Annotated in this window: 20 protein-coding genes and 1 pseudogene; 5 read left to right on the top strand and 16 right to left on the bottom strand. The window is 67.9% G+C overall.

Going from position 1 to position 21,152, the window contains the following annotated elements; translation table 11 throughout:
- Positions 1-30 precede the first annotated feature (30 nt).
- Together OG300_RS37285 and OG300_RS37280 are read right to left on the bottom strand one after the other, a co-directional pair.
- A pseudogene (locus OG300_RS37285) lies at positions 31-282 on the bottom strand (NAD-dependent epimerase/dehydratase family protein); the annotation flags it as partial.
- 187 nt (positions 283-469) lie between these two features.
- On the bottom strand, positions 470-1,285 hold the full coding sequence (locus tag OG300_RS37280) for an S-methyl-5'-thioadenosine phosphorylase (protein WP_405489308.1): 816 nt from the start codon (positions 1,283-1,285) through the stop codon (positions 470-472).
- 107 nt (positions 1,286-1,392) lie between these two features.
- On the opposite strand from OG300_RS37280, the gene OG300_RS37275 reads away from it, so the two are divergent.
- Positions 1,393-1,725: a metal-sensitive transcriptional regulator gene (locus OG300_RS37275; protein ID WP_405489306.1), complete on the top strand. Its 333-nt coding sequence runs from the start codon at positions 1,393-1,395 to the stop codon at positions 1,723-1,725.
- A 10-nt stretch (positions 1,726-1,735) separates the two neighbouring features.
- On the opposite strand, the gene OG300_RS37270 is transcribed toward OG300_RS37275, so the two are convergent.
- From OG300_RS37270 to infA, 13 genes are all read right to left on the bottom strand, one after another.
- Positions 1,736-2,728 carry a nitrilase-related carbon-nitrogen hydrolase gene (locus tag OG300_RS37270; RefSeq protein WP_405489304.1) on the bottom strand — a complete coding sequence of 331 codons (993 nt, stop codon included), beginning with the start codon at positions 2,726-2,728 and terminating at the stop codon, positions 1,736-1,738.
- A 79-nt stretch (positions 2,729-2,807) separates the two neighbouring features.
- Positions 2,808-3,797, bottom strand: a complete 990-nt coding sequence (locus tag OG300_RS37265) for a helix-turn-helix domain-containing protein (RefSeq protein ID WP_405489302.1) — start codon at positions 3,795-3,797, stop codon at positions 2,808-2,810.
- 85 nt (positions 3,798-3,882) lie between these two features.
- The gene (locus OG300_RS37260; protein ID WP_405489300.1) at positions 3,883-4,737 is read right to left on the bottom strand and encodes a nitrilase-related carbon-nitrogen hydrolase; all 855 of its coding nucleotides are present in this window, start codon (positions 4,735-4,737) and stop codon (positions 3,883-3,885) included.
- A gap of 84 nt (positions 4,738-4,821) precedes the next feature.
- On the bottom strand, positions 4,822-5,802 hold the full coding sequence (locus OG300_RS37255) for an AraC family transcriptional regulator (protein WP_405489298.1): 981 nt from the start codon (positions 5,800-5,802) through the stop codon (positions 4,822-4,824).
- Positions 5,803-6,163: 361 nt separating this feature from the next.
- A complete protein-coding gene (locus tag OG300_RS37250) occupies positions 6,164-7,129 on the bottom strand; it encodes a helix-turn-helix domain-containing protein (RefSeq protein WP_405489296.1) in 966 nt (321 codons plus the stop codon).
- 443 nt (positions 7,130-7,572) lie between these two features.
- Positions 7,573-8,487, bottom strand: a complete 915-nt coding sequence (truA, locus tag OG300_RS37245) for a tRNA pseudouridine(38-40) synthase TruA (RefSeq protein ID WP_405489294.1) — start codon at positions 8,485-8,487, stop codon at positions 7,573-7,575.
- Between the two features lie 20 nt (positions 8,488-8,507).
- Positions 8,508-9,023 (bottom strand): 50S ribosomal protein L17, encoded by a 516-nt coding sequence (rplQ, locus tag OG300_RS37240; RefSeq protein ID WP_405489292.1) that lies wholly within the window; start codon positions 9,021-9,023, stop codon positions 8,508-8,510.
- Between the two features lie 55 nt (positions 9,024-9,078).
- The gene (locus tag OG300_RS37235; protein WP_033085978.1) at positions 9,079-10,137 is read right to left on the bottom strand and encodes a DNA-directed RNA polymerase subunit alpha; all 1,059 of its coding nucleotides are present in this window, start codon (positions 10,135-10,137) and stop codon (positions 9,079-9,081) included.
- 116 nt (positions 10,138-10,253) lie between these two features.
- Entirely contained in the window at positions 10,254-10,859 is a 606-nt protein-coding gene (rpsD, locus tag OG300_RS37230; RefSeq protein ID WP_405489289.1) for a 30S ribosomal protein S4, read from the bottom strand.
- Positions 10,860-10,883: 24 nt separating this feature from the next.
- Positions 10,884-11,297, bottom strand: a complete 414-nt coding sequence (gene rpsK / locus OG300_RS37225; RefSeq protein ID WP_213557959.1) for a 30S ribosomal protein S11 — start codon at positions 11,295-11,297, stop codon at positions 10,884-10,886.
- 9 nt (positions 11,298-11,306) lie between these two features.
- Entirely contained in the window at positions 11,307-11,678 is a 372-nt protein-coding gene (rpsM, locus tag OG300_RS37220; RefSeq protein WP_405489286.1) for a 30S ribosomal protein S13, read from the bottom strand.
- A 188-nt stretch (positions 11,679-11,866) separates the two neighbouring features.
- Positions 11,867-11,980: a 50S ribosomal protein L36 gene (gene rpmJ, locus OG300_RS37215; RefSeq protein ID WP_405489284.1), complete on the bottom strand. Its 114-nt coding sequence runs from the start codon at positions 11,978-11,980 to the stop codon at positions 11,867-11,869.
- A 142-nt stretch (positions 11,981-12,122) separates the two neighbouring features.
- Positions 12,123-12,344, bottom strand: a complete 222-nt coding sequence (gene infA / locus OG300_RS37210) for a translation initiation factor IF-1 (protein ID WP_040804562.1) — start codon at positions 12,342-12,344, stop codon at positions 12,123-12,125.
- A 360-nt stretch (positions 12,345-12,704) separates the two neighbouring features.
- Here infA and OG300_RS37205 point away from each other — a divergent pair, with 360 nt between their 5' ends.
- Positions 12,705-16,652: an AAA family ATPase gene (locus OG300_RS37205; RefSeq protein ID WP_405489282.1), complete on the top strand. Its 3,948-nt coding sequence runs from the start codon at positions 12,705-12,707 to the stop codon at positions 16,650-16,652.
- 322 nt (positions 16,653-16,974) lie between these two features.
- The gene (locus OG300_RS37200; RefSeq protein WP_405489280.1) at positions 16,975-18,816 is read left to right on the top strand and encodes a serine/threonine-protein kinase; all 1,842 of its coding nucleotides are present in this window, start codon (positions 16,975-16,977) and stop codon (positions 18,814-18,816) included.
- Between the two features lie 82 nt (positions 18,817-18,898).
- Here OG300_RS37200 and OG300_RS37195 read toward each other — a convergent pair whose 3' ends face one another.
- Positions 18,899-19,405: a DUF4254 domain-containing protein gene (locus OG300_RS37195; protein ID WP_405489278.1), complete on the bottom strand. Its 507-nt coding sequence runs from the start codon at positions 19,403-19,405 to the stop codon at positions 18,899-18,901.
- 180 nt (positions 19,406-19,585) lie between these two features.
- On the opposite strand from OG300_RS37195, the gene OG300_RS37190 reads away from it, so the two are divergent.
- Complete coding sequence (locus OG300_RS37190; RefSeq protein ID WP_405489276.1) at positions 19,586-20,425, top strand: GntR family transcriptional regulator; 840 nt, start codon at positions 19,586-19,588, stop codon at positions 20,423-20,425.
- Positions 20,422-21,090, top strand: a complete 669-nt coding sequence (locus OG300_RS37185; protein WP_405489274.1) for a GNAT family N-acetyltransferase — start codon at positions 20,422-20,424, stop codon at positions 21,088-21,090. The genes OG300_RS37190 and OG300_RS37185 overlap by 4 nt, the downstream gene beginning before the upstream one ends.
- The last annotated feature ends 62 nt before the right edge of the window (positions 21,091-21,152 follow it).

Raw genomic sequence — 21,152 nt, 5'->3', positions numbered from 1 at the left:
AGCGGATGGTTCGAGCCGGTGCGGCAGCGGAACGGCGGCGGCCAGGTGACAGACCACGTCGATATCGGCGAGCAGCGGGAAAAGCCGATCCCAGTCACGGATGTCGATGCGCGAAACACCCTCGGGGACAACCGGATCGGCCCCGTGCACCGCGCCGAGCAACGCGTCGACGGCCATCACCTGATGGCCCGCGGCCAGCAGGGCCCGATGGACATGGGAGCCCAGGTATCCGGCCGCACCGGTCAAAAGCACCCGAAGCGGAGCACTACCGCCCGCACTCATGTGGTCCAGCGTATTCGACGACGCGCGCCACAGATACCCGCGTAACCCGCACGCCTATCTGTTGACAGGCATTCCCGGAGAGACCCTCGCTATCCGGGAATGCCGCCACGAGCGGGTGCAACGGCGCACTGCGGGGCACAGTGCGGTGCCCCGGGCGCTCGGGCGACAATGTTCGGAAGCGGCTGGGTCAGGGCAGTTCGAAGGGCAGCTGGACGCCGGTACCGGTCAGCACGCGGCACTTGTCGCAGGTGTCGTCGCCCTCGACGGCGGCGACGGCGCGACGCACCAGCGCCTTGAACGGCACCAGGTTGCGTTCGAATTCCGCGAACACGTCGACGGCGCTGACGCCCTCGCCCGCGTCCACGCCCGCGTCCAGGTCGGTGACGAGAGCGATTGCGGAATAGCACATTTCGAGTTCCCGGGCCAGCACGGCCTCCGGGTGCCCGGTCATATTGACCAGTTCCCAACCCTGTGCGGCGAACCAGCGGCTCTCGGCGCGGGTGGAGAAGCGCGGCCCCTCCACCACGACCATGGTGCCGTGGTCGCGCGAGGTCAGCTCGTCACCGGCGGATGCGATTGCGGCCGTGCGCAGTTCGTGGCAGTACGGGTCGGCGAAGGACACGTGCACGCCGCCCGCGTCGTAGAAGGTCTGCGCCCGCCCCGAGGTGCGGTCCACCAGCTGGTCGGGGACGGCCACGGTGCCCGGCCCCCAGTCGGCGCGCAGGCTGCCGACCGCGCAGGGTCCGAAGATCCGGCGCACGCCCAGCGTCCGCAGCGCCCACATATTGGCGCGGTAGGGCACGGTGTGCGGCGAATACTCGTGTTTGCGGCCGTGGCGCGGCAGGAAGGCGACCGAGCGGCCCTCCACCTCGCCGATGGTGATGGGCGCGCTGGGCGCGCCGTAGGGGGTGTCGATCTCGACCGTGGTCGCGTCGTCACCGAAGAAGTCGTAGAACCCGCTGCCTCCGATAATGGCCAGGGTTGCCCGTCGATCCGAACTCATGCGGTGATTCTTGCGCATTCGGGCATGGGTCGCCGTGGCCGGGTGGCAGCCACACCTGCGGCAATGTACCCTAGGGGGGTATCAAACCCGGGAGTGAGGATGCTTCGGTGACCGAAAACACCACAACGGCTGCGGAGCAGCCCTGCCACGACCACGCCACCCACGGCTACATCACCGCCAAGGACGACTACCTCAAGCGGCTGCGCCGCATCGAGGGCCAGGCCCGCGGCCTGCAGCGCATGGTGGAGGAGGAGAAGTACTGCATCGACATCCTCACCCAGGTCTCGGCCATGACCAAGGCCCTGCAGGCGGTCGCCATGGGCCTGCTCGAGGATCACATCAGCCACTGCGTGGTGGACGCGGCGATCGCCGGCGGCCCGGAGGCCGAGGCCAAGATCAAGGAAGCCACCGACGCCATCGCCCGGCTGGTCCGCAGCTAGCCCGCTGGGCTCAGCAGGCCGCGATGCCACCCGGGTAGGTGCCCAGCGACATCGGCAGCGCCCAGCGGTCGGGCCCGGCCTGCCAGCCCGCCGCCAGCCGTCGCGAGCCGCGCCGGGTGGCGACCCGATCCTTGCGATCGCGAGTGCCGCGACCGGATTCGCACTGCTGACCGTCGACCGCCTGCGCGCCGATCTCGAGATCGGCGTAGAGGAGGCCCTCCTCCCCCTCCTCGAGCGCATCCACCACTTCCTCGCCGTCGGGCCCGTAGATGCGGGCGCGCCCGGTGGGTCCGGCCACCGGACGCGGATACGACCCGGTGCCCTCCCAGGCCGACTCGCCGACCACCACGCACGGCGCGAGCACGAACGCCCCGACCTCGAGCGCGTACATGCGACTGACCGTCGTCATCGAATCCGGCCCCGCCACTTCGCCGTGCGCGCTGCCGGGCCACGCCGCGATGTGGATCTGCTCCTCGTCGGCGCGCAGCGCGCGGGTGAGCAGCGGACGCTGGTTCTCCTGCCCCGACAGCGCGCCGTACTTGCCGATCGGGGTGTGGTGCACCGCGGGCAGATTGGGGGTGCCGGAGGCGAATACCTTGCGCTCCACACTGTTCAACCCGGCCTTGCGGCGAACGGTCAGTAATTCGCCGGAATCGTCGATCACGGCCTGCGACATATAGATTCGCCGATCCTGCCGCTCACCGAATCCGAGTACGACGTGAATACCGTTGTCCCGGGCCGCATCCGTGATCGCCCGCATTTCCGCGCCGTCTCGAACCATCGAATTCTCGCGGCAGCGAGTCGAATACTCGACATTCCATTGATTGGCTTCAACCCAGCGCCACCACGGATAACCCGGGAGAAACGTCTCCGGGAATGCGATCAGACGGGCCCCCTCACCAGCGGCCGCACCGATCAGTTCGACGACGCGCTCCACGCCCTCGGACAGCCGCAGCCAGGTGGGTTCGGCCTGGACGGCGGCGACTCGCACCGTAATCCTCATCGCTTATCCCTCATGGAACGTGATGGTCGCCAAACGATTACGGCGAAACAATGGCGATGAGTGCCGGATCACCGACTGTTCATGCCAATGCCCGAAAAGCTCCGGGAGTTGTACCCATTTCCAAACGGAAACTTCGGTAGAAGCTACGCTCCGTAAGAAAACCTGCGGCTTTCGCGACCGCGGACAGCGGCAACTGTGGCGCATTCCGCAGGAGATCGCAAGCACGTTCGATTCGCATGCGCCGCAACACAGTTCCAGGTCCGCCCTCGAACTCCCCGAACACCCGATAGAGCGTACGCCGGGACATGCTGCAGCCCTCCGCGATTCGCTCGACTCCGAGATCGGGATCGGCGCAATGGCCGCGCATGAAGCTCAGCACCCGCTGCCGGTTCAGCGCGTCCGCGGACTGCTCACGTGGGGTGCGACCACCGGCGGCCACCACCGCGGCGGCCAGCAGGTCCAGTCCCGGCTCGGCCAGCAGCGACGCACCGGCCGGGTCGGAACGCTGCAATTCGGCTATACCACGGAAGAATTGCGCGACGATTCCGGGCGCGGTATCACCGGAAAAGGCTGTCGCGGTGGGGACTTCGGGATCGGAAACCGCGTAGCGGTCCCGCAACCGGCTCAGCGGAACCTGCACGACGACTTGTTCCCACTCGTTCTCCAGATCCCAGTGATAGGGACGAGTGGTGTCGTAGAACACGATCGATCCGGGTCGCACATCGGCCACCCGTCCGTCCTGATGCAGTCGCCCGCGTCCGGAAGTCGGAATACTGGCGAGGAGAAACTCGTCATCCGTTCGAGCTATCAATCGATTGGTGCGCTGGATGATCTGCGACGAGGACCCGACGATGGTCAGATCGAGATCGCCATATCGCGCATGTTCGATTTGTCCAACAAAACGATCGGTCGGTTTAGGTGAAACCGCCAACGGTACATAGGCTTCGCTCACGTGCGCTTCCCAGCGCTCGAATGCCTCCGCCGCCGACTGCTCCGGTCCGGACCGCACCTCGATCCGCTCGACCGCCTCTGACCGCTCCACTCCCCATCCCTCGACAATCGTCGGCACAGGAACGGCCGAATACTGGGGAGAGTGTTCCAGACTCCGGCAAACGCAGCCAACGCGAGCGAGCGGTACGGACCGGTACCGACGGCTAGGCCGCCGACTCGCAACTCAGGTCGAGTTCCAGATCCGCGTACAGCAAACCCTGCTCGTGCCCGCCCAGCGGCGCCGCCAATTCCTCACCACCGGGCGCGAAAATCCTTGCGTGCCCGCCCGGTCCACGCACCAGCTGCTTGGCCGGCTCCGCACCCTGACGGGTCTCACTGCCCGCCACATCCATCACCGAGCACGCGGCGATCACATTCAGCTGCCCGACCACGGCGTACCAGAGCGTGGCCGCGTTGTTCACCCGCACGCCCCACTCCACGTCGCGCGCCACGATGAAGCCGGGCCAGGACACCACGTGGATCTGCGCGCCCGTGCGCTCCAGCTCGCGGCGCGCAGGTAGGTGCAACTGCTCGGAGCCGCCCTGCACCGCGATGCGACCGATCGCGGTACGGAACACCTGGGACTCGCCGGGCTCTCCACTACGGAAGATGCTGTGCTCCAACGGCGTCAACTCAGGCTTACGGCGGACTCCGAGCAGTACCCCGCGATCATCGATGAGGCACTGCGACAGGTAGAGCGCACTGCCGCAGCGCTCACTGAAACCGAGCAGCACGTGAATGCGACAGCGGCGGGCGGCATCGGCGATCCGGCGGAACTCGGTGCGGCCCACCGTCATCGAATTGGTGCGGTAGCGCGCGAAGAACCCCTGCCCCCAGCTCACCGAATCCAGCCACAGCCACCACGGGTAACCGGGCAGGAAGGTTTCCGGGAACACGACCAACTGCGCACCGCCGGTGGCCGCCGCCTCGATGAGCTCGATGGCCTGCTGCACTCCCGCGCGCAGGTCCAGCCACCTCGGTTCGGCTTGCACGGCCGCCACTCGCACCTTCGTCGGCACCTCGGCTCCTTCGACGGGTCGGATGATCTGGTGCAATCACCCAACGCCTTCGTGGTGCCGGTCACAGCGACATCGCGTGCCGAGCTACGGACCGGATGTGCCGGAGTCCAGTTGTGCCCGAAATTGACCAGGCGTGACGCCGGTTTCCTCGCGAAACGCGCGGTAGAAGTGCCGGTCGGTGGAAAAACCGGAAGCCGCGGCGATGGCCGAAAGTGGCCGGTTCGGGTCCGCGCGCAGCAGCCGCCGGGCGTGCTCGACGCGCATGCGGCGCACCAGCGCGGCCGGGCCGCCGATGTCCTCGCACACCCGGTAGAGCGTGCGGCGCGACATCAGGCAGGCGTGCGCCACCTCGTCGACGGTGAGCTCCGGATCGGTGTAGCGCTTGCGCAGCACGGCCAGCACCTGCTGGCGGGTGTAGAGCGAATCCGAGGGCGCCGGCGAGTTCTGACCATTGGCCAGCAACACCGCCGAGGACAGCATGCCCGCGATCTCGGATTCCAGAATGTTTGCGGCCTTGTCGGTTTCGTCGGCCGGCAACTCCGCCAGGCCCCGGAAGAAACCGGCCACCACACCCAGCGCGCCGGTGGCGGGCAGAGCCTTGGCTATCGGCAGTTCGTCGCGCACCAGACCGGCGTGCTCGAGCACCAGCGACATCGGCGCGCGGACGATGGTGGACACCGCGTTCTCGGTGGTGCGGCTCTCGAGCGGGCGGGCGCTGTCGTAGAACGCGATGGAACCGGCCGGGCCCTCGGTGAGCCGGCCGTTCTGCTCGGTCCAGTTCGCGCCCTCCACAACGATATTCACCAGCAGGAAGTCCGCTTGCGCCTGTTCGAGCTGGCGTTTGGTGCGAACCACGCGCTGAGCACTGGAGGTCATCAGGGTGAGGCTGGAGCGATCGAAAGTGGTGCTGCGCACCTTGCCGTGGAAGTGCCCCTTGGCCAAAGGCTCGATGATCGAGGGCAGCACGGCGTCGGCGACGATCGCCTCCCACTGTTCGAATGCCTGCCGCGCGGAGACGTCCGCGGTCGTGCTGACCTCGGCGCTGGCAGTGGCCGCGTTACCCACTCCAGCATCATCCCACTACCCACGCACCAGCAAACAAGTATTGAACCTGTTCGAAACGGGCGAAACGGACTCATTCCGTTGCGAATTCGGGCGAACGACGAGATCACGCCGGGGTTCGCAGCAGCTCCACCGCACGTCGGAACGGGTGCAGACCCGCTGACCGTCCGCCCGCCGACGAGTCTTGTCGGCGACCGGGCGGCGCCTCCGCAGCGTCGAATCCCGGCGCGTCGACGTCATCGGCGACGGCGCGGAGCAGAGGTTGCAGGCGACGCCTGAAGACTATTCCCGCCGAACCGCGTGCCGGACTGTCGGCTCGTGCCAGATCACTGCCAATTCACGTCAACCCGCTCACCCGCTCCCATCAGGCGCTATTTGTCCGGAATTCGCCCGGGGTCATGCCGATTTCGCGTTTGATCGCCCGATAGAACTGGCGCTCGGAGACGAAACCCGAAGCGCGCGCGACCGATAGCAGCGGCCGGGCCGGATCGGTGCGGATCAGCGCCAGCGCGCGCTCCACCCGCATCCGGCGCAATATCGCGGCCACTCCGTCCTCACCGTGCTCGAAGAGCCGGTACAGCGTGCGGCGCGAAATGGCGCAGGCCGCGGCCACCTGATCGATGGTGAGTTCCGGATCGGTGTAGCGGCGCTGGATGTAGGCCAGCACCCGCTGCTTGGCCAGCGCCTGCGACGGCTCGTCACGCGGCAGCTCCCCGGCCGCCAGCTGCACCACGGTCGCCAGCAGGCCGACCCCGTGCCGAGCCAGCACCGCCGCCTGATCGGGAGCCGTGCACTGCAAATGCGCCAGGCCGCAGAAGAATCGGCCCACGATGCCCGCCGCGCCCTCGGGCGCGAAGCGCACCGCGGTCGGTATCCGCTCGGCCGCCACCCCCGACGCGTCCACCACCTCCGAGAGCGGCACCTGCACCGCCACCACACCCCAGGACTGCTCGAAGTGCGCACTGAAGGGTCGCGAACTCACATGCAGGGTGAGACCGCCGTCGGCCATCTCGCCGACCCGGCCGTCCTGTTCCAGCCAGCCGTGCCCGTGGGTGGTCACGCTGGCGAACAGCACGGCCTCCTCGGGTTGGTGGAGCAGCCGTGGAATCCGGCTGATGTGCTGACCGCTCGCGTCCACGATCGACACGTCGATGCCCTCGAACCGCGACTGCACGATTCGAGCCCGAAAATCCCCCGCCCGCACCGGAGTGATGACCAACGGCACGTAGGCCCGCGCTACCGCGGCCTCCCACTCCTCGAAGGTCTCCTGCACGGAAACCTCCGGGGTGGATCGAACCTCCACCACTGCGGGCTCAGAGCCGCCCCTCATGCCCCAATCCTCGCATCCCACCCCCCGCGGAAAACGCGAAACTCGTTCACAAATTCCAACTTTCGACTCCAGAACCGTGAATCCCGAGGCCGAAAGTTGCATCACGAATCTTCACCGCGGACTTCAGGATTCAGCGGCGGGCGCAGCCGCAAACCCGGCGCATCCCGTCATCGGCGCGGATCCCGGCGCATTGCGAATTCCCGCCTCGCACAGGGAAATTGCACACCAGCCGCCAATTCCGCTTCCGGGCACCGGCATTCGCGGCGGGCGCGACAACGGTGTGCGACGTCCGTAGATGAAGGTTCACGTCGAGCGCGACCATTCAGCACCGCGCAGCGCCGAGAACGACCGACACGCCGATCCGCCATGACGCGGATCAGTAGACGCGGCAACCATTTCGGGCTCGGCGACCACCGCGCGCACGATCGCCGCGGCCACGTCGGTCAGTCGCCGCAGCAGCCCTCGGCAGCGGGCACGGTGCGCATCTCGCGTGTCTGCGCGTTGCGCGCGGCGAGGTCGGCATCCGCGGGATAGTCGACCGCGATCAACGAGAGTCCGTGTGCCGGGGCCACAGTGACCGCGCTCGAGCGCTCCCGCTCGTCGAGCAGTCCCCCGATCCACGCCGGGGTGCGGCGGCCCTCGCCGACCGCGAGCACGCCCCCGACCAGGCTGCGCACCATCGACCAGCAGAACGCGTCCGCGCTGACGTAGGCGATCAGCAGATCCCCGTCCTCGACCCAGTCGAAGCGCTGTAGTTCGCGCACCGTGGTCGCGCCCTCGCGGCGACGGCAGAACGCGGCGAAATCGTGCAGGCCCAACAACTTCCGTGAGGCCTCGCGCATGGCCTCCACGTCGACGCTGGCGCGACACGGCACCACACTGCGGGCCCGCAGCGGCTCGGCGCCGTAGGGGGCCCTGGTGAGCCGGTAGGCATAGTGGCGGCGGATCGCGGAGAAGCGGGCATCGAACTCCGGGGGCGCGATGCTCGCGGCCTTCACCCGGACATCCTTGGGCAGGAAGCGGGCCAGTCGGTGCACCAGCTTCGCGCCGTCCAGTTCGATATGCGTATCGAAGTGCGCGACTTGACCTTCCGCGTGCACACCGGCGTCGGTGCGCCCGGCCACGGTGAGCTGGATCGGCTCGCGCGCCACCTTGCTCAGCGACTCCTCGAGCACGCCCTGCACGGTGCGCAGGCCGGGCTGTCGCGCCCAGCCGCTGAAATCGGTGCCGTCGTAGCTGATGTCCAGCCGTACCCGAATCGAAACCGGTTCGGGCGTCGGATCGTCCACCGTCACAGCGATCTCCTGGTTAACATGGAGAAAGCCCGCCGACCCGGAGGGGACGGCGGGCTCACTCATGGAATCCGAAAGGATGCCTGTCAGGCGTCCTTCTTCTCCTCGGCGGCATCCTCGGCCGGAGCGTCGGCGACGACCTCGGTCTCGACGACGGCCACTTCGGCCTTGGCCTCGGCCGGAGCCTCGGCGGGCTTCTGCGAAGCCGCGACGCGACGGGCACGATCGGCCTCGTTGCTCACGGTCTTCTCGCGAACCAGCTCGATGATCGCCATCGGGGCGTTGTCGCCCTTGCGCGGGATCGTCTTGATGATCCGGGTGTAGCCACCCTCACGGCCCTCGAACGAGGGACCGATCTCGGCGAACAGGGCGTGGACGATGTCCTTGCTACGGATCACCTTCATCACCTCGCGACGGTCGGCAAGGCTGCCGCCCTTCGCCTTGGTGACGAGCTTCTCGGCGTAGGGGCGCAGCGCCTTGGCCTTGGCCTCGGTGGTCGTGATACGACCGTGCTCGAAGAGCGCCGTCGCCAGGTTGGCGAAGATCGCCTTCTGGTGCGACGCCGTCCCGCCGAAGCGGGCACCCTTCTTGGGCTTGGGCATTGTTGAATCTCCTGTGTCTAAGGCCGATTCGGGGCGCTACACCCCGTTCGCCGGCCTAAAGCTGTTCGGTCTCGGCGTAGTCCTGCTCGCCGCTGTCGGTGTCGCTGAACGAACCGCTGTCGCTCCAGGTGCCGCTCGCGGCGTCGTAGCCGACGACGGAGGACGGATCGAAGGAAGCCGGAGAATCCTTGAGGGACAGGCCGAGCGAGTGCAGCTTGACCTTGACCTCGTCGATGGACTTCTGACCGAAGTTGCGGATGTCCAGCAGGTCCGACTCGGTGCGGGCGACCAGCTCGCCGACGGTGTGCACGCCTTCACGCTTGAGGCAGTTGTACGACCGCACGGTGAGATCCAGGTCCTCGATCGGCAGACCGAACGAGGCGATGTGGTCCGCCTCGGCCGGGCTCGGGCCGATCTCGATGCCCTCGGCCTCGATGTTCAGCTCGCGCGCGAGACCGAACAGTTCGACCAGGGTCTTGCCCGCCGACGCCAGCGCATCCCGCGCGGAGATCGAGTTCTTGGTCTCGACATCCAGGATGAGCCGGTCGAAGTCGGTGCGCTGCTCGACACGGGTGGCCTCGACCTTGTACGTCACCTTGAGAACAGGCGAGTAGATCGAATCCACCGGAATCCGGCCGATTTCCGCACCCGACGCCTTGTTCTGCACGGCCGGGACATAACCGCGACCGCGCTCGACAACGAGCTCGATCTCCAGCTTGCCCTTGTCGTTCAGGGTGGCGATGTGCATGTCCGGGTTGTGCACGGTCACGCCCGCCGGGGGGACGATGTCACCGGCGGTGACGGTGCCCGGGCCCTGCTTGCGCACGTACATGGTGACCGGCTCGTCCTCTTCGGACGACACGACCAGGCCCTTGAGGTTCAGGATGATGTCGGTGACATCTTCCTTCACGCCGGGGACGGTGGTGAACTCGTGCAGCACGCCGTCGATGCGAATGCTGGTGACAGCAGCACCAGGGATCGACGAGAGCAGCGTGCGGCGCAGCGAGTTGCCGAGGGTGTAACCGAAACCCGGCTCCAGCGGTTCGATGGTGAACCGCGACCGGTTCTCGGACACGACCTCTTCGGTCAGCGTCGGTCGCTGTGAAATCAGCATGACTTCTCTTCCTCCTTCGGACGCCCACTATTTGACGCCCACGATTGGGAGCTGTTGCGGCTCAAATGGTTTGCGCCATTCGAGCCGCAACCAGCGGTGCGCTTACGCGCACCTCATTACTTCGAGTAGAACTCGACGATCAGCTGTTCCTGCAGCGGAACATCGATCTGCGCACGCTCGGGGAGCTGGTGCACCAGAATGCGAAGACGGCCGGGAACGACCTGGAGCCAGCCCGGGATCGGGCGATCGGCGATGGTCTCACGCGCAACCTGGAAAGGCAGGGTGGCCAGCGACTTCGGCTTGACGTCGATGATGTCGTACTGCGACACCTGGAAGCTCGGCACGTTCACCTTCACACCGTTGACGGTGAAGTGACCGTGCGAGACCAGCTGACGCGCGCCACGACGGGTGCGGGCCAGGCCGGAGCGGTACACGACGTTGTCGAGACGAGCCTCGAGCAGACGCAGCAGGTTGTCGCCGGTCTTGCCCTTCTGGCGGTTCGCCTCTTCGTAGTAACGACGGAACTGCTTCTCCATGACGCCGTACGAGAAGCGAGCCTTCTGCTTCTCCTGCAGCTGCATGAGGTACTCGGATTCCTTGATCCGCGCGCGGCCGTGCTGGCCGGGCGGGTAAGGACGACGCTCGAACGCCTGGTCGCCTCCGACGAGGTCGACACGCAGACGACGCGACTTGCGGGTAATGGGGCCTGTATAACGAGCCATTGTTCTGTACCTTTTCCTTCCCGCTTAGACGCGACGCCGCTTGGGCGGACGGCAGCCGTTGTGCGGCTGCGGAGTGACATCGGAGATCGTGCCGACCTCGAGGCCAGCGGCCTGGAGGGAACGGATCGCGGTCTCGCGGCCCGAACCCGGGCCCTTCACGAAGACGTCGACCTTCTTGACGCCGTTCTCCTGCGCCTTGCGGGCAGCGTTCTCGGCGGCGAGCTGAGCGGCGAACGGGGTCGACTTACGCGAACCCTTGAAACCGACGTGGCCCGACGACGCCCAAGAGATGACGTTGCCCTCGGGGTCGGTGATCGACACGATGGTGTTGTTGAAGGTGCTCTTGATGTGAGCGTGGCCGTGCGGGATGTTCTTCTTATCCCGGCGACGCGCCTTCTGAGTCTTCTTCGGGCCCGAGGCCCGGCTCTTCGGAGGCATGCGCTATCCCTACTTCTTCTTGCCGGCGACGGTCTTCTTCGGACCCTTGCGCGTGCGGGCGTTGGTCTTGGTCCGCTGGCCACGCACGGGCAGGCCACGACGGTGGCGAATACCCTGGTAGCAGCCGATTTCGATCTTGCGACGAATGTCGGCCTGCACCTCGCGGCGCAGGTCACCCTCGACCTTGAAGTCCTGCGACTCGATGTAGTCGCGGAGCTTGGTCAGATCGTCATCGCTGAGATCCTTGGAACGCAGGTCCGGGCTGACGCCGGTCGTGTCCAGGATCTCCTTGGCGCGGGTACGGCCGATGCCGAAGATGTAGGTCAGCGCGATCTCCATGCGCTTTTCGCGCGGGAGGTCGACGCCCATCAGACGTGCCATGTTTGGCATTTCCTTACTTTTGCGGAGGTCTGCTCCCTGTCCGTCCCCTCGAAATGGGGCCCCGGCCTCCGTACCGGGGGTGAGCCGCCATCCGTCCCCTACGGGACTCGACAACGGCGACTGGCGCTGGGAGTTCTTCTTCTATTGCCAATCCGAACCGCGTTCGGTGCTTGGCTGGTGAGCGAAAATCAGCCCTGACGCTGCTTGTGGCGCAGGTTCTCGCAGATCACCATGACTCGCCCGTGACGGCGAATCACCTTGCACTTCTCGCAGATCGGCTTGACGGACGGCTTAACCTTCACGTCAGATCCATTCTGGTTTTGGCGTTCACTGGCCGTGAACACAGTTTTTCCCCGGTCAGATCGGCCGGGGAAACCCGGGGCGGAATGCCCCGGAAGTCTCATTTGCGCCCGTTGCTCTTCGGATCGAAAAGCGTTGGGCGACTCACTTGTAGCGGTAGACGATGCGGCCACGAGTCAGGTCGTAGGGCGAAAGCTCCACGACGACACGGTCTTCGGGCAGAATGCGGATGTAGTGCTGCCGCATCTTGCCGCTGATGTGGGCCAGCACCTTGTGGCCGTTCTCCAGCTCGATCCGGAACATCGCATTGGGCAACGGCTCGATGACCCGGCCCTCGACCTCGATGGCCCCTTCCTTCTTCGCCATATCCTCCGCGATCCCGTTAGGCTGAACCTGGTTGGTTCAAGCTTCATTACGGCTGGTCGGCCACGCGCCCGTCATCAGAACTTCGTCGTCGTGCGGAGCGGTCGACCCGATGCGATACTCGAGGCACCGGCACGAACCAGGTATCTCTACCTGTGGACATGCCACGACCACTATGCATATGCACCAGCGACCTACTTTACCCGTTTCCCCAGATCCGGCCAAACTTGGGGCCTGTGACGTGCTTGGGCGGACCACACAGCGGGCACCGCACTTGCGGAGATCGCTAAACTACGCCCTGTCCTGCACGATCGGTCGAACACCTCGGGGGTAGATGTGAGTCGCGAGAACGACGGACTCCCCATGCTTCCGCCATGGCTGTCCGAGAGCGACGTCACCGACACCGGATACGAGTCCCCGGTCCAGAACCTGCCGCAGGACGACCCGATCCAGGAGAAGAAGGGCGGTCGCCGCCTCTTCGGCAACCGCAAGGCCCGCAAGGAGAGCTCCGCGGAGCCCGCCCCCGAGCCGCCCGCGGCACCGCGCAGCCAGGCCCCCACGCCGCCCGCGACCCCGCCCCGCCCGACTCCGCCCGCCGCGCCCACGCCGCCCGCGACGCCGAACGGCAACGGCTCGGGCCACCCCGGCCTGTCCAACGGTCACGCCAACGGCAACAGCGCACCCCAGTGGACCCCGCCGCCGCCGGCGACCCCGATCCCGCATCGAGACCCCGGCACCCACTTCAATCTGCCGAACGTCGGCGAGGCCGGTGGCTCCTCCTTCCCCGGCGCGACGCCCCCGCCGCAGCAGACCCCGCCGCAGTCCCCCGGCCCGCGCTTCGACGTACCCCCGAACGGCGCAACTCAATTCGCGCCTCCCCCGGACGGTGTCACTCCGCCGAACGGCACAGCGACCCCGCAGAGCGGCGCTCCCCGCTTCAGCGCACCGCCCATTCCGCCTGCGCCACTTCCGAATCCGCCCCAGGCCGACAGCCCGGATCGCCTCGAACCGCCCGCAGCCCCGACGCCACCTCCGGCCGCATCCCCGACGCCAGCTTCGGCTGCGTCCCCGGCCGGACCACAACTCGCACCCGCCGACGCCCCGGTCCGCATCCCCACCACCCCGGCTCCCCGCGGCTCGAATCCGCCACTCCCCCCGGCCCCCGGCGACCCCGCCGCGGACCCGACGCTGCTCGCACCGGACAAGCCCTCCGCGCGTCCGTCGCTGCCACCCGCCCCCGGCGAAACGACCGGCCCCGCCACCCCGGACCGGTCCCGCTCCGGCCACCCGGAGTTGCCGCCGTCCCCGATCGCACCGGATCCCGCTGTGGCGCAGTCCGATCCGACCACCCGCATGACGATCCCCCCGGCCCCCACCGCCGAACAGGATCCGACCGCCGCCGCCAACGCCCTCCTGGACGCCCTGCTCGAGAGCATCGCCAACCCCCTGGGCATGGACCCGAAGCCCAAGTCCCCCAGCGACATCGGCGCCTCCGCCACCGCCGCCCCCGAAAGCACCACGCCGGAGGCGAACAACCAGGAAGACGAGGACGCGGCGGAAGGCCGTCACCGCGCCCTCGACGTACCGCTCCCCCTGCAGGGCCGCCACGCGGGCGCGGACACCGCCGCCCCCCAGCAGGATCCCGCCGTCACCCCGCCGAGCCGCCCACCACTGCCCGCCGCCCCCGACGCCGAGCAGTCGGGCGCGCGCTGGACCCCGCCCGTCCCCACCACCGGACAGGTTCCACCACAACCGAATCCGTGGACGCAGGCCCCCACATCCGACACGCCCGCGCCGTACACGGGAGCACCGAATCCCGCCACGGCCGCACCCCTGTGGCAGCCGCCCATCCCGCCGACGCCCGGTGAACAGCAGCCCGGTCTCCCTCCCCAGCACGCCCCCTCCGCACCGACGCTGATCGACGGCTTCCCGGCCGCCCCGAACCCTGGCGCGGACCCGAATACCACCGCCCCACAGGCAGACCCGTGGGCAAACGCACCCCTCTCGGAGGCAGCGGCAGCCGGACTGTCCACCCCTCGACCGGGCCAGCACGCACAAGCCCCCACAGCGGACACACCCGGGCAGCCCGGCGTCCCCGAATCCACCGGCCCACGCCACGGCGCCACCGGCCCGCAGCACGGCCTCGGCCAGAGCGCGGATCCGTCGACCCAGATGCCCTGGGGCGCACCCCATCAGGCACCCGGCTCCGACCACACCGGCGGCCATCAGCCCGGACCGAGCCAGAACGCCTGGGTCGCAGGCCCTGATAATCAAGGCGCACAGAACTTCCCGGGAACACCCATCCCAGGCCAGTCCCCTCGGCCCGGCACCCCGGACGCCACCGCCATGCCCCCGGGCGTGACCGGATGGCCCGGCGGCCCCTCTCAACAGAGCGCAGCCCCCGGAACCCAGGGGCAGCATCCCTGGCCCGCGGGACAGTACCCCCCAGGCATGCAACCGGGCACTCCCACCGGCTGGGCCGGCGGCCCAGGCCAGCCCACGGTCAACCCCGCACAAAACGTCGAGCCCGACCAAAACACTTGGGCGGCAGGACAGAACCCGGCGGACGCATCCGGCCAGCTCGGGTCGCCTACCGCCCCCGATCAGTCAGGTACCCCCGCCGGAGGCCAAGCCCCCTGGGGCAGCGCGCCGGACGACGGCCCCGGCCGAACCTCATGGGCCGGACAGATCCCTGCTGGCAGCCCCGGTCAAGCGGGCTCACTTGCGCCCCATGATCAGTCGGGAATGCCGACCGGCAGCCAGGCTCCCTGGGCGAACGGACCGGCCCCGACAGGCGGCCCGGCATCGAGCGGCGTACCGAACGACGGCTCCGGCCGAACCTCGTTCGCGGGACAGAATCCGGCTGGCGGTGCCGGTCAGACAGGCTCGCCTGCGCCCCATGATCAGTCAGGAATGCCAGCCGGGAATCAGGCTCCCTGGGCGAACGGACCGGCCCCGACAGGCGGCCCGGCGTCGAGCGGCGTACCGAACGACGGCTGGGGCCAGGCCTCTTGGGCCGCCGGGCCGAACCCGGGTGCCGGTTCGCACCAGGCGGGCGCGGTCGCCGGGGGCCAAGGGCACTGGGCGAACGGGCCGGAGCAGGCGGGTGGGTTCGCTCAGGGCGGCGCGCCGAATGACGGTTCCGGGCAGCATTCTTGGGCGGGTGGTCAGCACCCGGCGGGTGGTCCGCAGCAGGCGGGCGCGCCGAATGATGGGTCCGGACAGGGCCCGTGGGCTGGACAGCAGAATCCGGCGGGGCAGCCGGGGGCTTATCTCGGGGGGATGGCTCAGGCTGCGGCGCAGGCACAGTGGGGTGGGCAGCAGGGTCCGCCTCCGGTGCAGCAGGGGCAGTGGCCCAATGCCGGTGGTCCGGCGGGTGGCGGGGTGCCGTCGCTGGATGACGTGCCGATGCGGCGGGCCACCAAGCCTGCCGGGTCGGGGTGGCGGCGCGCGGTGCACCACATGTCGGGTGGGGCGATCAATCCGGGGATGTCGGCGGAAGAGCGTCGGCTGCAGGAGCTGGTCGCCAGGATTCGACAGCCGGTGCGCGGTGACTACCGGATCGCGGTGCTGTCGTTGAAGGGTGGCGTGGGTAAGACCACCACCACCATGGGCCTGGGGTCGATCTTCTCCTCGATTCGCGGTGACCGGGTGATCGCGGTGGACGCGAACCCGGACTTCGGCACGCTGTCGCAGCGGGTGCCGTTGCAGACGCGCTCGACGGTGCGGGATCTGTTGCTGGACGAGCACATTCAGCGTTATTCGGATGTGCGCCGCCACACCTCGCAGGGCACCAGTCGCCTGGAAGTCCTTGCCAGCGAGCGTGATCCGGCCGCGTCGGAGGCCTTCAACGAGGAGGAGTACCGCGCGGTGGCGCGGGTGCTGCAGCGCTTCTACAACATCATCCTCACCGATTGCGGTACCGGCCTGATGCATTCGGCGATGGCGGGCGTGCTGGATCTGGCGCACTCGCTGGTGCTGATCTCGTCCTCGGCGATCGACGGCGCGCGCAGTGCCGCCGCCACCTTGGACTGGCTGTCGCTGCACGGTCACGACCATCTGGTCCGCAACGCGGTGGTGGTGATCAACCTGCCGCGGCCGGGCGCCCCGAATGTCGGCATCAACCAGCTTCGCGACTACTTCCTGTCGCGTTGCCGCGCAGTCCACATCATCCCCTACGACCCGCATCTCGGTGAGGGCGCGGAGATCGATCTGCACCGCCTGAGCAAGCCGGTCAAACGCGCCTACGTCGAACTGGCCGCCACGGTCGCCGACGATTTCGCCGCCGACCACCGTCGCTACCGCGGCTGATCGTTCGATCGGCCGCGCGGCTATTCGGCCGCGCCGCGGGCAGGTCGCTCCGCCGTCGTGTCCCTTGCAGCGGTTGTTCATCGTGCGCATGACACGAGCGCGCGGCGGTGCTACTTTGTGGCTCGATCGCGCCGGATTTGTACTGCCGCGCGTGGGTTCTGATGATTTTCGGCAGTCCACCACGGGCCGGTGGAAAAGACGGACGTTCCGCGGGTTTCGAGCGCGGCGGGCTGTCGGCGGATGAGGGCGCTGTGGCGTTCAGTGAGGTGACTGCGTGAAGCCGTTGAGGCCTGATGATCCGCGGTGGCTCGGGTCGAATCGCATGATCGCGGTGATCGCTCGGGGGCAGCTGGGACGGGTGCTGCTGGGGCGTTCGCCGACCGGGAAACTGGTGGCGGTCAAGCAGGTCGACCAGGTCCGCGCCGAGGATCAGGAGTTCCGGGCGCGGTTTCTGCGGGCGGTGGAGTCCGGTCGTGAGCTCGACGGTGTGCACACCGCGGCCGTGATCGACGCCGACACCGAGTCCGAGAGTCCCTGGCTGGCCACCGAATACATCGCGGGCCCGGATCTGCGGACGACCGTCGAGACCGCGGGACCGTTGCCGCTGCCGGGCCTGAAGTTGCTGGCGTCGGGTCTGGCGGCCGCGCTGATCGAGATGCATCGCGCGGTGCTGGTGCATCGTGATCTGGTGCCCGGCAACGTGGTGCTCACCCCGCAGGGCCCCCGGGTCATCGATTTCGGCATCGCCGGTTCGAACGCGGGCGCGGAGCCCGCCGTCGAGTCGCTGGCGTTCATGTCCCCGGAGCAGGTGGAGGGCCGGGCGGTGACCTCGGCCGCCGATGTCTTCGCGGTGGGCGCGCTGCTGGCCTTCGCCGCGACCGGAAAGACCCCGTTCCCAGGCGATTTCGCCTCCCAGGTCACCTACCGGGTGGTCAATTCCGACCCGGAGCTCGACGGCGCGCCGCCGGAGATTCGCGAGCTGATCCTGTCGTGCCTGGAGAAGGATCCGGCCAAGCGCCCGAGTCCGCGCGGTCTGGCGGATGCGGCGGCGGAGATCCCCCTGGATGCCGCGACCGCCCCGGGCGGCGCGGGCTGGCCACACCCGGTGCAGGATTTCATCGCCAGCAATCGGGCCGATTCGGAGTGGTGGGCGCGCACCGGCGCGCAGGAGGCCGGTTACCGGGATCAGTTGGCGCGCATGGCGTTGCGCCGCCGCCGCGGCCTGGTGTGGGCGGCAGCGGGAGTGGCGACGGTGGTCGCGTTCGGGGCCGCGCTGGAGGGCGTGAGCCACTGGTCCCGTCAGGACGGGCACGCGCAGTCGCTGGAGAATCCGAATCTGGCGTTGAGCGCGTCGGAGGCGCGGCTGCTGGATCCCTGCGCGGTGATCGATATGGCGGTGGTCGGCAAGTCCGGCACCCGGACCGCCGATCCGGCGTGGTCCTACGCCGGGGGCTGCGGCACCACGGTGCTCGAATCCGCCCAGCACCAGGTGTATTACAAGCTGGAGGCCGGGGTGGACGCGGCCGCCGTGCGCGACACCATGCAGCCGACGGGTGCGGTGGTGGGCGGCGCGGAGATCCGGCGCGCGGATCCGGTGGGCAACAGCTGCCGCAGCGCGGTGGTGACCGATGCCGGTGGCGAGGTGGCGCTGCAGGTGTACGCCGAGGACGACGCGGCGTCGGCCGATCCGGCGCAGGTGTGCGCGTCGGCGGAGCACGCCATGGCGGCGGTGGTGAAGCTGCTGACCGTCGATGTGCCGCTGCGCAAGACGCCGAAGTCCTCGATCCTGCGCCTGGACCCGTGTTCGGTGCTGGATTCGGCTGTCGCGCAGCGGGTCCTGGGTGTGGACGACGGCGGCGCGCGGTCGATCACCCCGCACGAGTGCGGCATGTCGGGCACCGGCGGCACCCTGCGGGTCGGCCTGGTCGACGAGACCAGTCCGGACAAGGGTTCACCCGCGCTGGTCTCGAAGTCGTTGGGCCAGTACACGGTCTACACCACCGCGGCATCGCCGGACGGCTGCGATATCCGCTATCCGGTGCGTGCCACCAGCGGTGACAATGCCGAGCAGGTGCACGTGTCCTTGGTCGGCACCGCCTCGGGCGCCGATTGCGCGGCGGCCGAGGCGGTACTCACCGATGTGATAGCCCGCTTGCCGAAATAGGCGATATAGCTACCTTTTCGGACACGGAACAAAACGCGGTCCGGACCACCCTCGGGTCCGGACCGCGCACTGTTCACGCTTTTTACCAGGCGGGCAGCCGTCGCCGTCCGGCGAGCACGTCGCGGACGAGATCGTCATAGGCGTCGGACAATTCAGCCAAATGGTGCCAAGCACCGTGCAACATTTCATCATTCGCGTCAAGGGTCATCAACGCATGATGGGCGCGAACCGACGCCTCTGCCAATCGATCGATGACCGATCCGACCGTTTCGGTGTGCAGGGTGGCCCCCAGTCGATGCTGGGGAACCGAGCGCACGATCCAGTCGTCAATGGCCATGACCAATTCGATTCGGCGACGTTTGTTTTCGATGATCGACGTCGGGTCGGTCTCCGGTCCCACGCCACCGCGACCCACTACCCTGCGCTGGTGCAGCACCGCGAGATCATGGGCGAACCACAGCAGTGGTCCACCGATGACCCGGTGACCGCGACAAGCGCGCAAAAGTAGGTCGGAGGTCGGCAATAGGCCGGCAGCTAGTGGCGCAGCGTCAGTGTCCGCATACGAAAGGGACACGTCGGGCAGAGCCACGACGACCGTATTTGATGTCTCCGAACCTGCCACGTTGCCTCGCGTTCATCGACGTAAACAACAACACCGCATTCAGGACCTTCATTACAATAAACCTCGGAATGCTGCTGTCAAGCCTTACACGGCAGTAGTGCCACCGGAGTAGACTTCACAGCCTTGAAGCAACAACCGAGGAGCGAGATGGCGGACGGTCCGAGATATCAACGGATCGCAGACCTCCTCCGCGAGGAGATCCGCGCCGGCAAGTGGGAACCGGGCGATCGACTACCGAGTCACAACGAGCTGGCCGACCAGATGCAGGTTTCGATTACGACCGCTCGCAATGCAATTCAGCTTTTGGTAGCCGAGAACCTGGTGTACACAGCAACTTCCCGCGGCACCATCGTGCGAAGTCAGGAAGTGCTGGAATCGGTTGTCACCGACAGCATTCGGCCGGACCGGCCGAAGGCGCCGCACGACATCTTCGTCGAGATCGCGCGGTCGGCGGGCCGGGAGCCGTCCAAACAGTTCAGTGCCAGAATGGAACCGGCCAGCCCGGAGGTGGCGCACTGGCTGGGCGTCGAACCAGACGAATGGGTCGTTTCACGCACCGTCATGCAGTATCTGGACAACGAACCGTGGTCCTGGGAGATCAGCGTCTACCCGCGAGATCTGGCCGAGGCCACCGGAATCGACGCGCCGCACGACATCCCGGAGGGCACCACCCGCCGACTGTCGGAGCGCGGTTTCGCCGAGTCCGCGCACCGGGACACCATCGTCGCCCGCCCCGCCACCGCGGAGGAGGCGGCGGTACTCGGCGTGGGTCCGGGCACCATCCTGCTGGACCATCTGCGCATCGGCGCTAATCATGAGCGAATTACTCGAGTGACCCGACATCGTTCCACTGCTGCCCGCAATCGATTGGCATACGAATTGGGCGATGACACCGGAACGGACATAATCCGTAAAACACTCGGCGCGCCGTGCCCACCGGGAAATTCCCATTCTTCGGGCATTTCTCTGCTACCTCGTTCGCCATGACTCCGCACCTCCGCCCGGCCCGAATAGCAGACCTGGGAACCATCACCAGGTTCCGGCTGCAACGTACGAGCTGGCTGGCGGCACACGGCAGCGACCAGTGGACGCGGGCCGGACGAGGACTCCCCATCGAGCTCTTCGTCCGGTCCGTGGCCCGTTCGGTCCGCAATGGCGAAACCTGGATCGCCGAGGTGGACGGCGAACCCGCGGGCACGATCACCGTCAACGACCGGGCCGACGAGAACCTGTGGTCCCCCGGCGAACTGGCGGACGCCGCGATCGTGCACTTCATGATCGTCGACCTGCGGTTCGCGGGCGGCCGCGTCGGTGAATCCCTGCTGGCCCACGCCGCCTACCTGGCCCGCACCCGACACCGCACCTGGGTCCGCCTCGACGCCTGGACCACCAACTACGCCCTGCACGACTACTATCGCCGCGCAGGCTTCACTCTGGCCCGCATAGCCGGCCCGGAGGCCACCGGCCCCTCCCGCGCCCTCTTCGAACGCCGCACGGCCGCCTGGCTCACCGACCACACCTCCACCCTGACCCGCTCCCCGGTCACACCCGCCAAGTTCCCGGAGACCCCCTCCCCCACCTGGCAGACCCACCAGCACCCCTACCTGCGCCCCCATCCGGGCGTGGTCATCGAACCGGGTACCACCGCCTGAACGAAAAGGTCCGGCCCGCCTGATGATTCAGGCGGGCCGGACCTTTCGGACTCGCAAATCGC

The organism is Nocardia sp. NBC_00511 (assembly GCF_045161165.1).
Taxonomy (GTDB): Bacteria; Actinomycetota; Actinomycetes; order Mycobacteriales; family Mycobacteriaceae; genus Nocardia.
This window is presented reverse-complemented; position numbering and strand designations above follow the sequence as displayed.

What these genes read in the sequence shown, in the direction of transcription:
- OG300_RS37280 (WP_405489308.1), bottom strand. Translation starts at nt 1,285, where the DNA reads ATGAGTTCGGATCGACGGGCAACCCTGGCCATTATCGGAGGCAGCGGG.
- rpsM (WP_405489286.1), bottom strand. Translation starts at nt 11,678, where the DNA reads ATGGCACGTCTGATGGGCGTCGACCTCCCGCGCGAAAAGCGCATGGAG.
- rpsK (WP_213557959.1), bottom strand. Translation starts at nt 11,297, where the DNA reads ATGCCTCCGAAGAGCCGGGCCTCGGGCCCGAAGAAGACTCAGAAGGCG.
- OG300_RS37250 (WP_405489296.1), bottom strand. Translation starts at nt 7,129, where the DNA reads ATGAGGGGCGGCTCTGAGCCCGCAGTGGTGGAGGTTCGATCCACCCCG.
- rpsD (WP_405489289.1), bottom strand. Translation starts at nt 10,859, where the DNA reads ATGGCTCGTTATACAGGCCCCATTACCCGCAAGTCGCGTCGTCTGCGT.
- OG300_RS37200 (WP_405489280.1), top strand. Translation starts at nt 16,975, where the DNA reads ATGATCGCGGTGATCGCTCGGGGGCAGCTGGGACGGGTGCTGCTGGGG.
- OG300_RS37185 (WP_405489274.1), top strand. Translation starts at nt 20,422, where the DNA reads ATGACTCCGCACCTCCGCCCGGCCCGAATAGCAGACCTGGGAACCATC.
- OG300_RS37205 (WP_405489282.1), top strand. Translation starts at nt 12,705, where the DNA reads ATGCTTCCGCCATGGCTGTCCGAGAGCGACGTCACCGACACCGGATAC.
- truA (WP_405489294.1), bottom strand. Translation starts at nt 8,487, where the DNA reads ATGAGTGAGCCCGCCGTCCCCTCCGGGTCGGCGGGCTTTCTCCATGTT.
- infA (WP_040804562.1), bottom strand. Translation starts at nt 12,344, where the DNA reads ATGGCGAAGAAGGAAGGGGCCATCGAGGTCGAGGGCCGGGTCATCGAG.
- OG300_RS37190 (WP_405489276.1), top strand. Translation starts at nt 19,586, where the DNA reads ATGGCGGACGGTCCGAGATATCAACGGATCGCAGACCTCCTCCGCGAG.
- OG300_RS37235 (WP_033085978.1), bottom strand. Translation starts at nt 10,137, where the DNA reads ATGCTGATTTCACAGCGACCGACGCTGACCGAAGAGGTCGTGTCCGAG.
- OG300_RS37270 (WP_405489304.1), bottom strand. Translation starts at nt 2,728, where the DNA reads ATGAGGATTACGGTGCGAGTCGCCGCCGTCCAGGCCGAACCCACCTGG.
- rplQ (WP_405489292.1), bottom strand. Translation starts at nt 9,023, where the DNA reads ATGCCCAAGCCCAAGAAGGGTGCCCGCTTCGGCGGGACGGCGTCGCAC.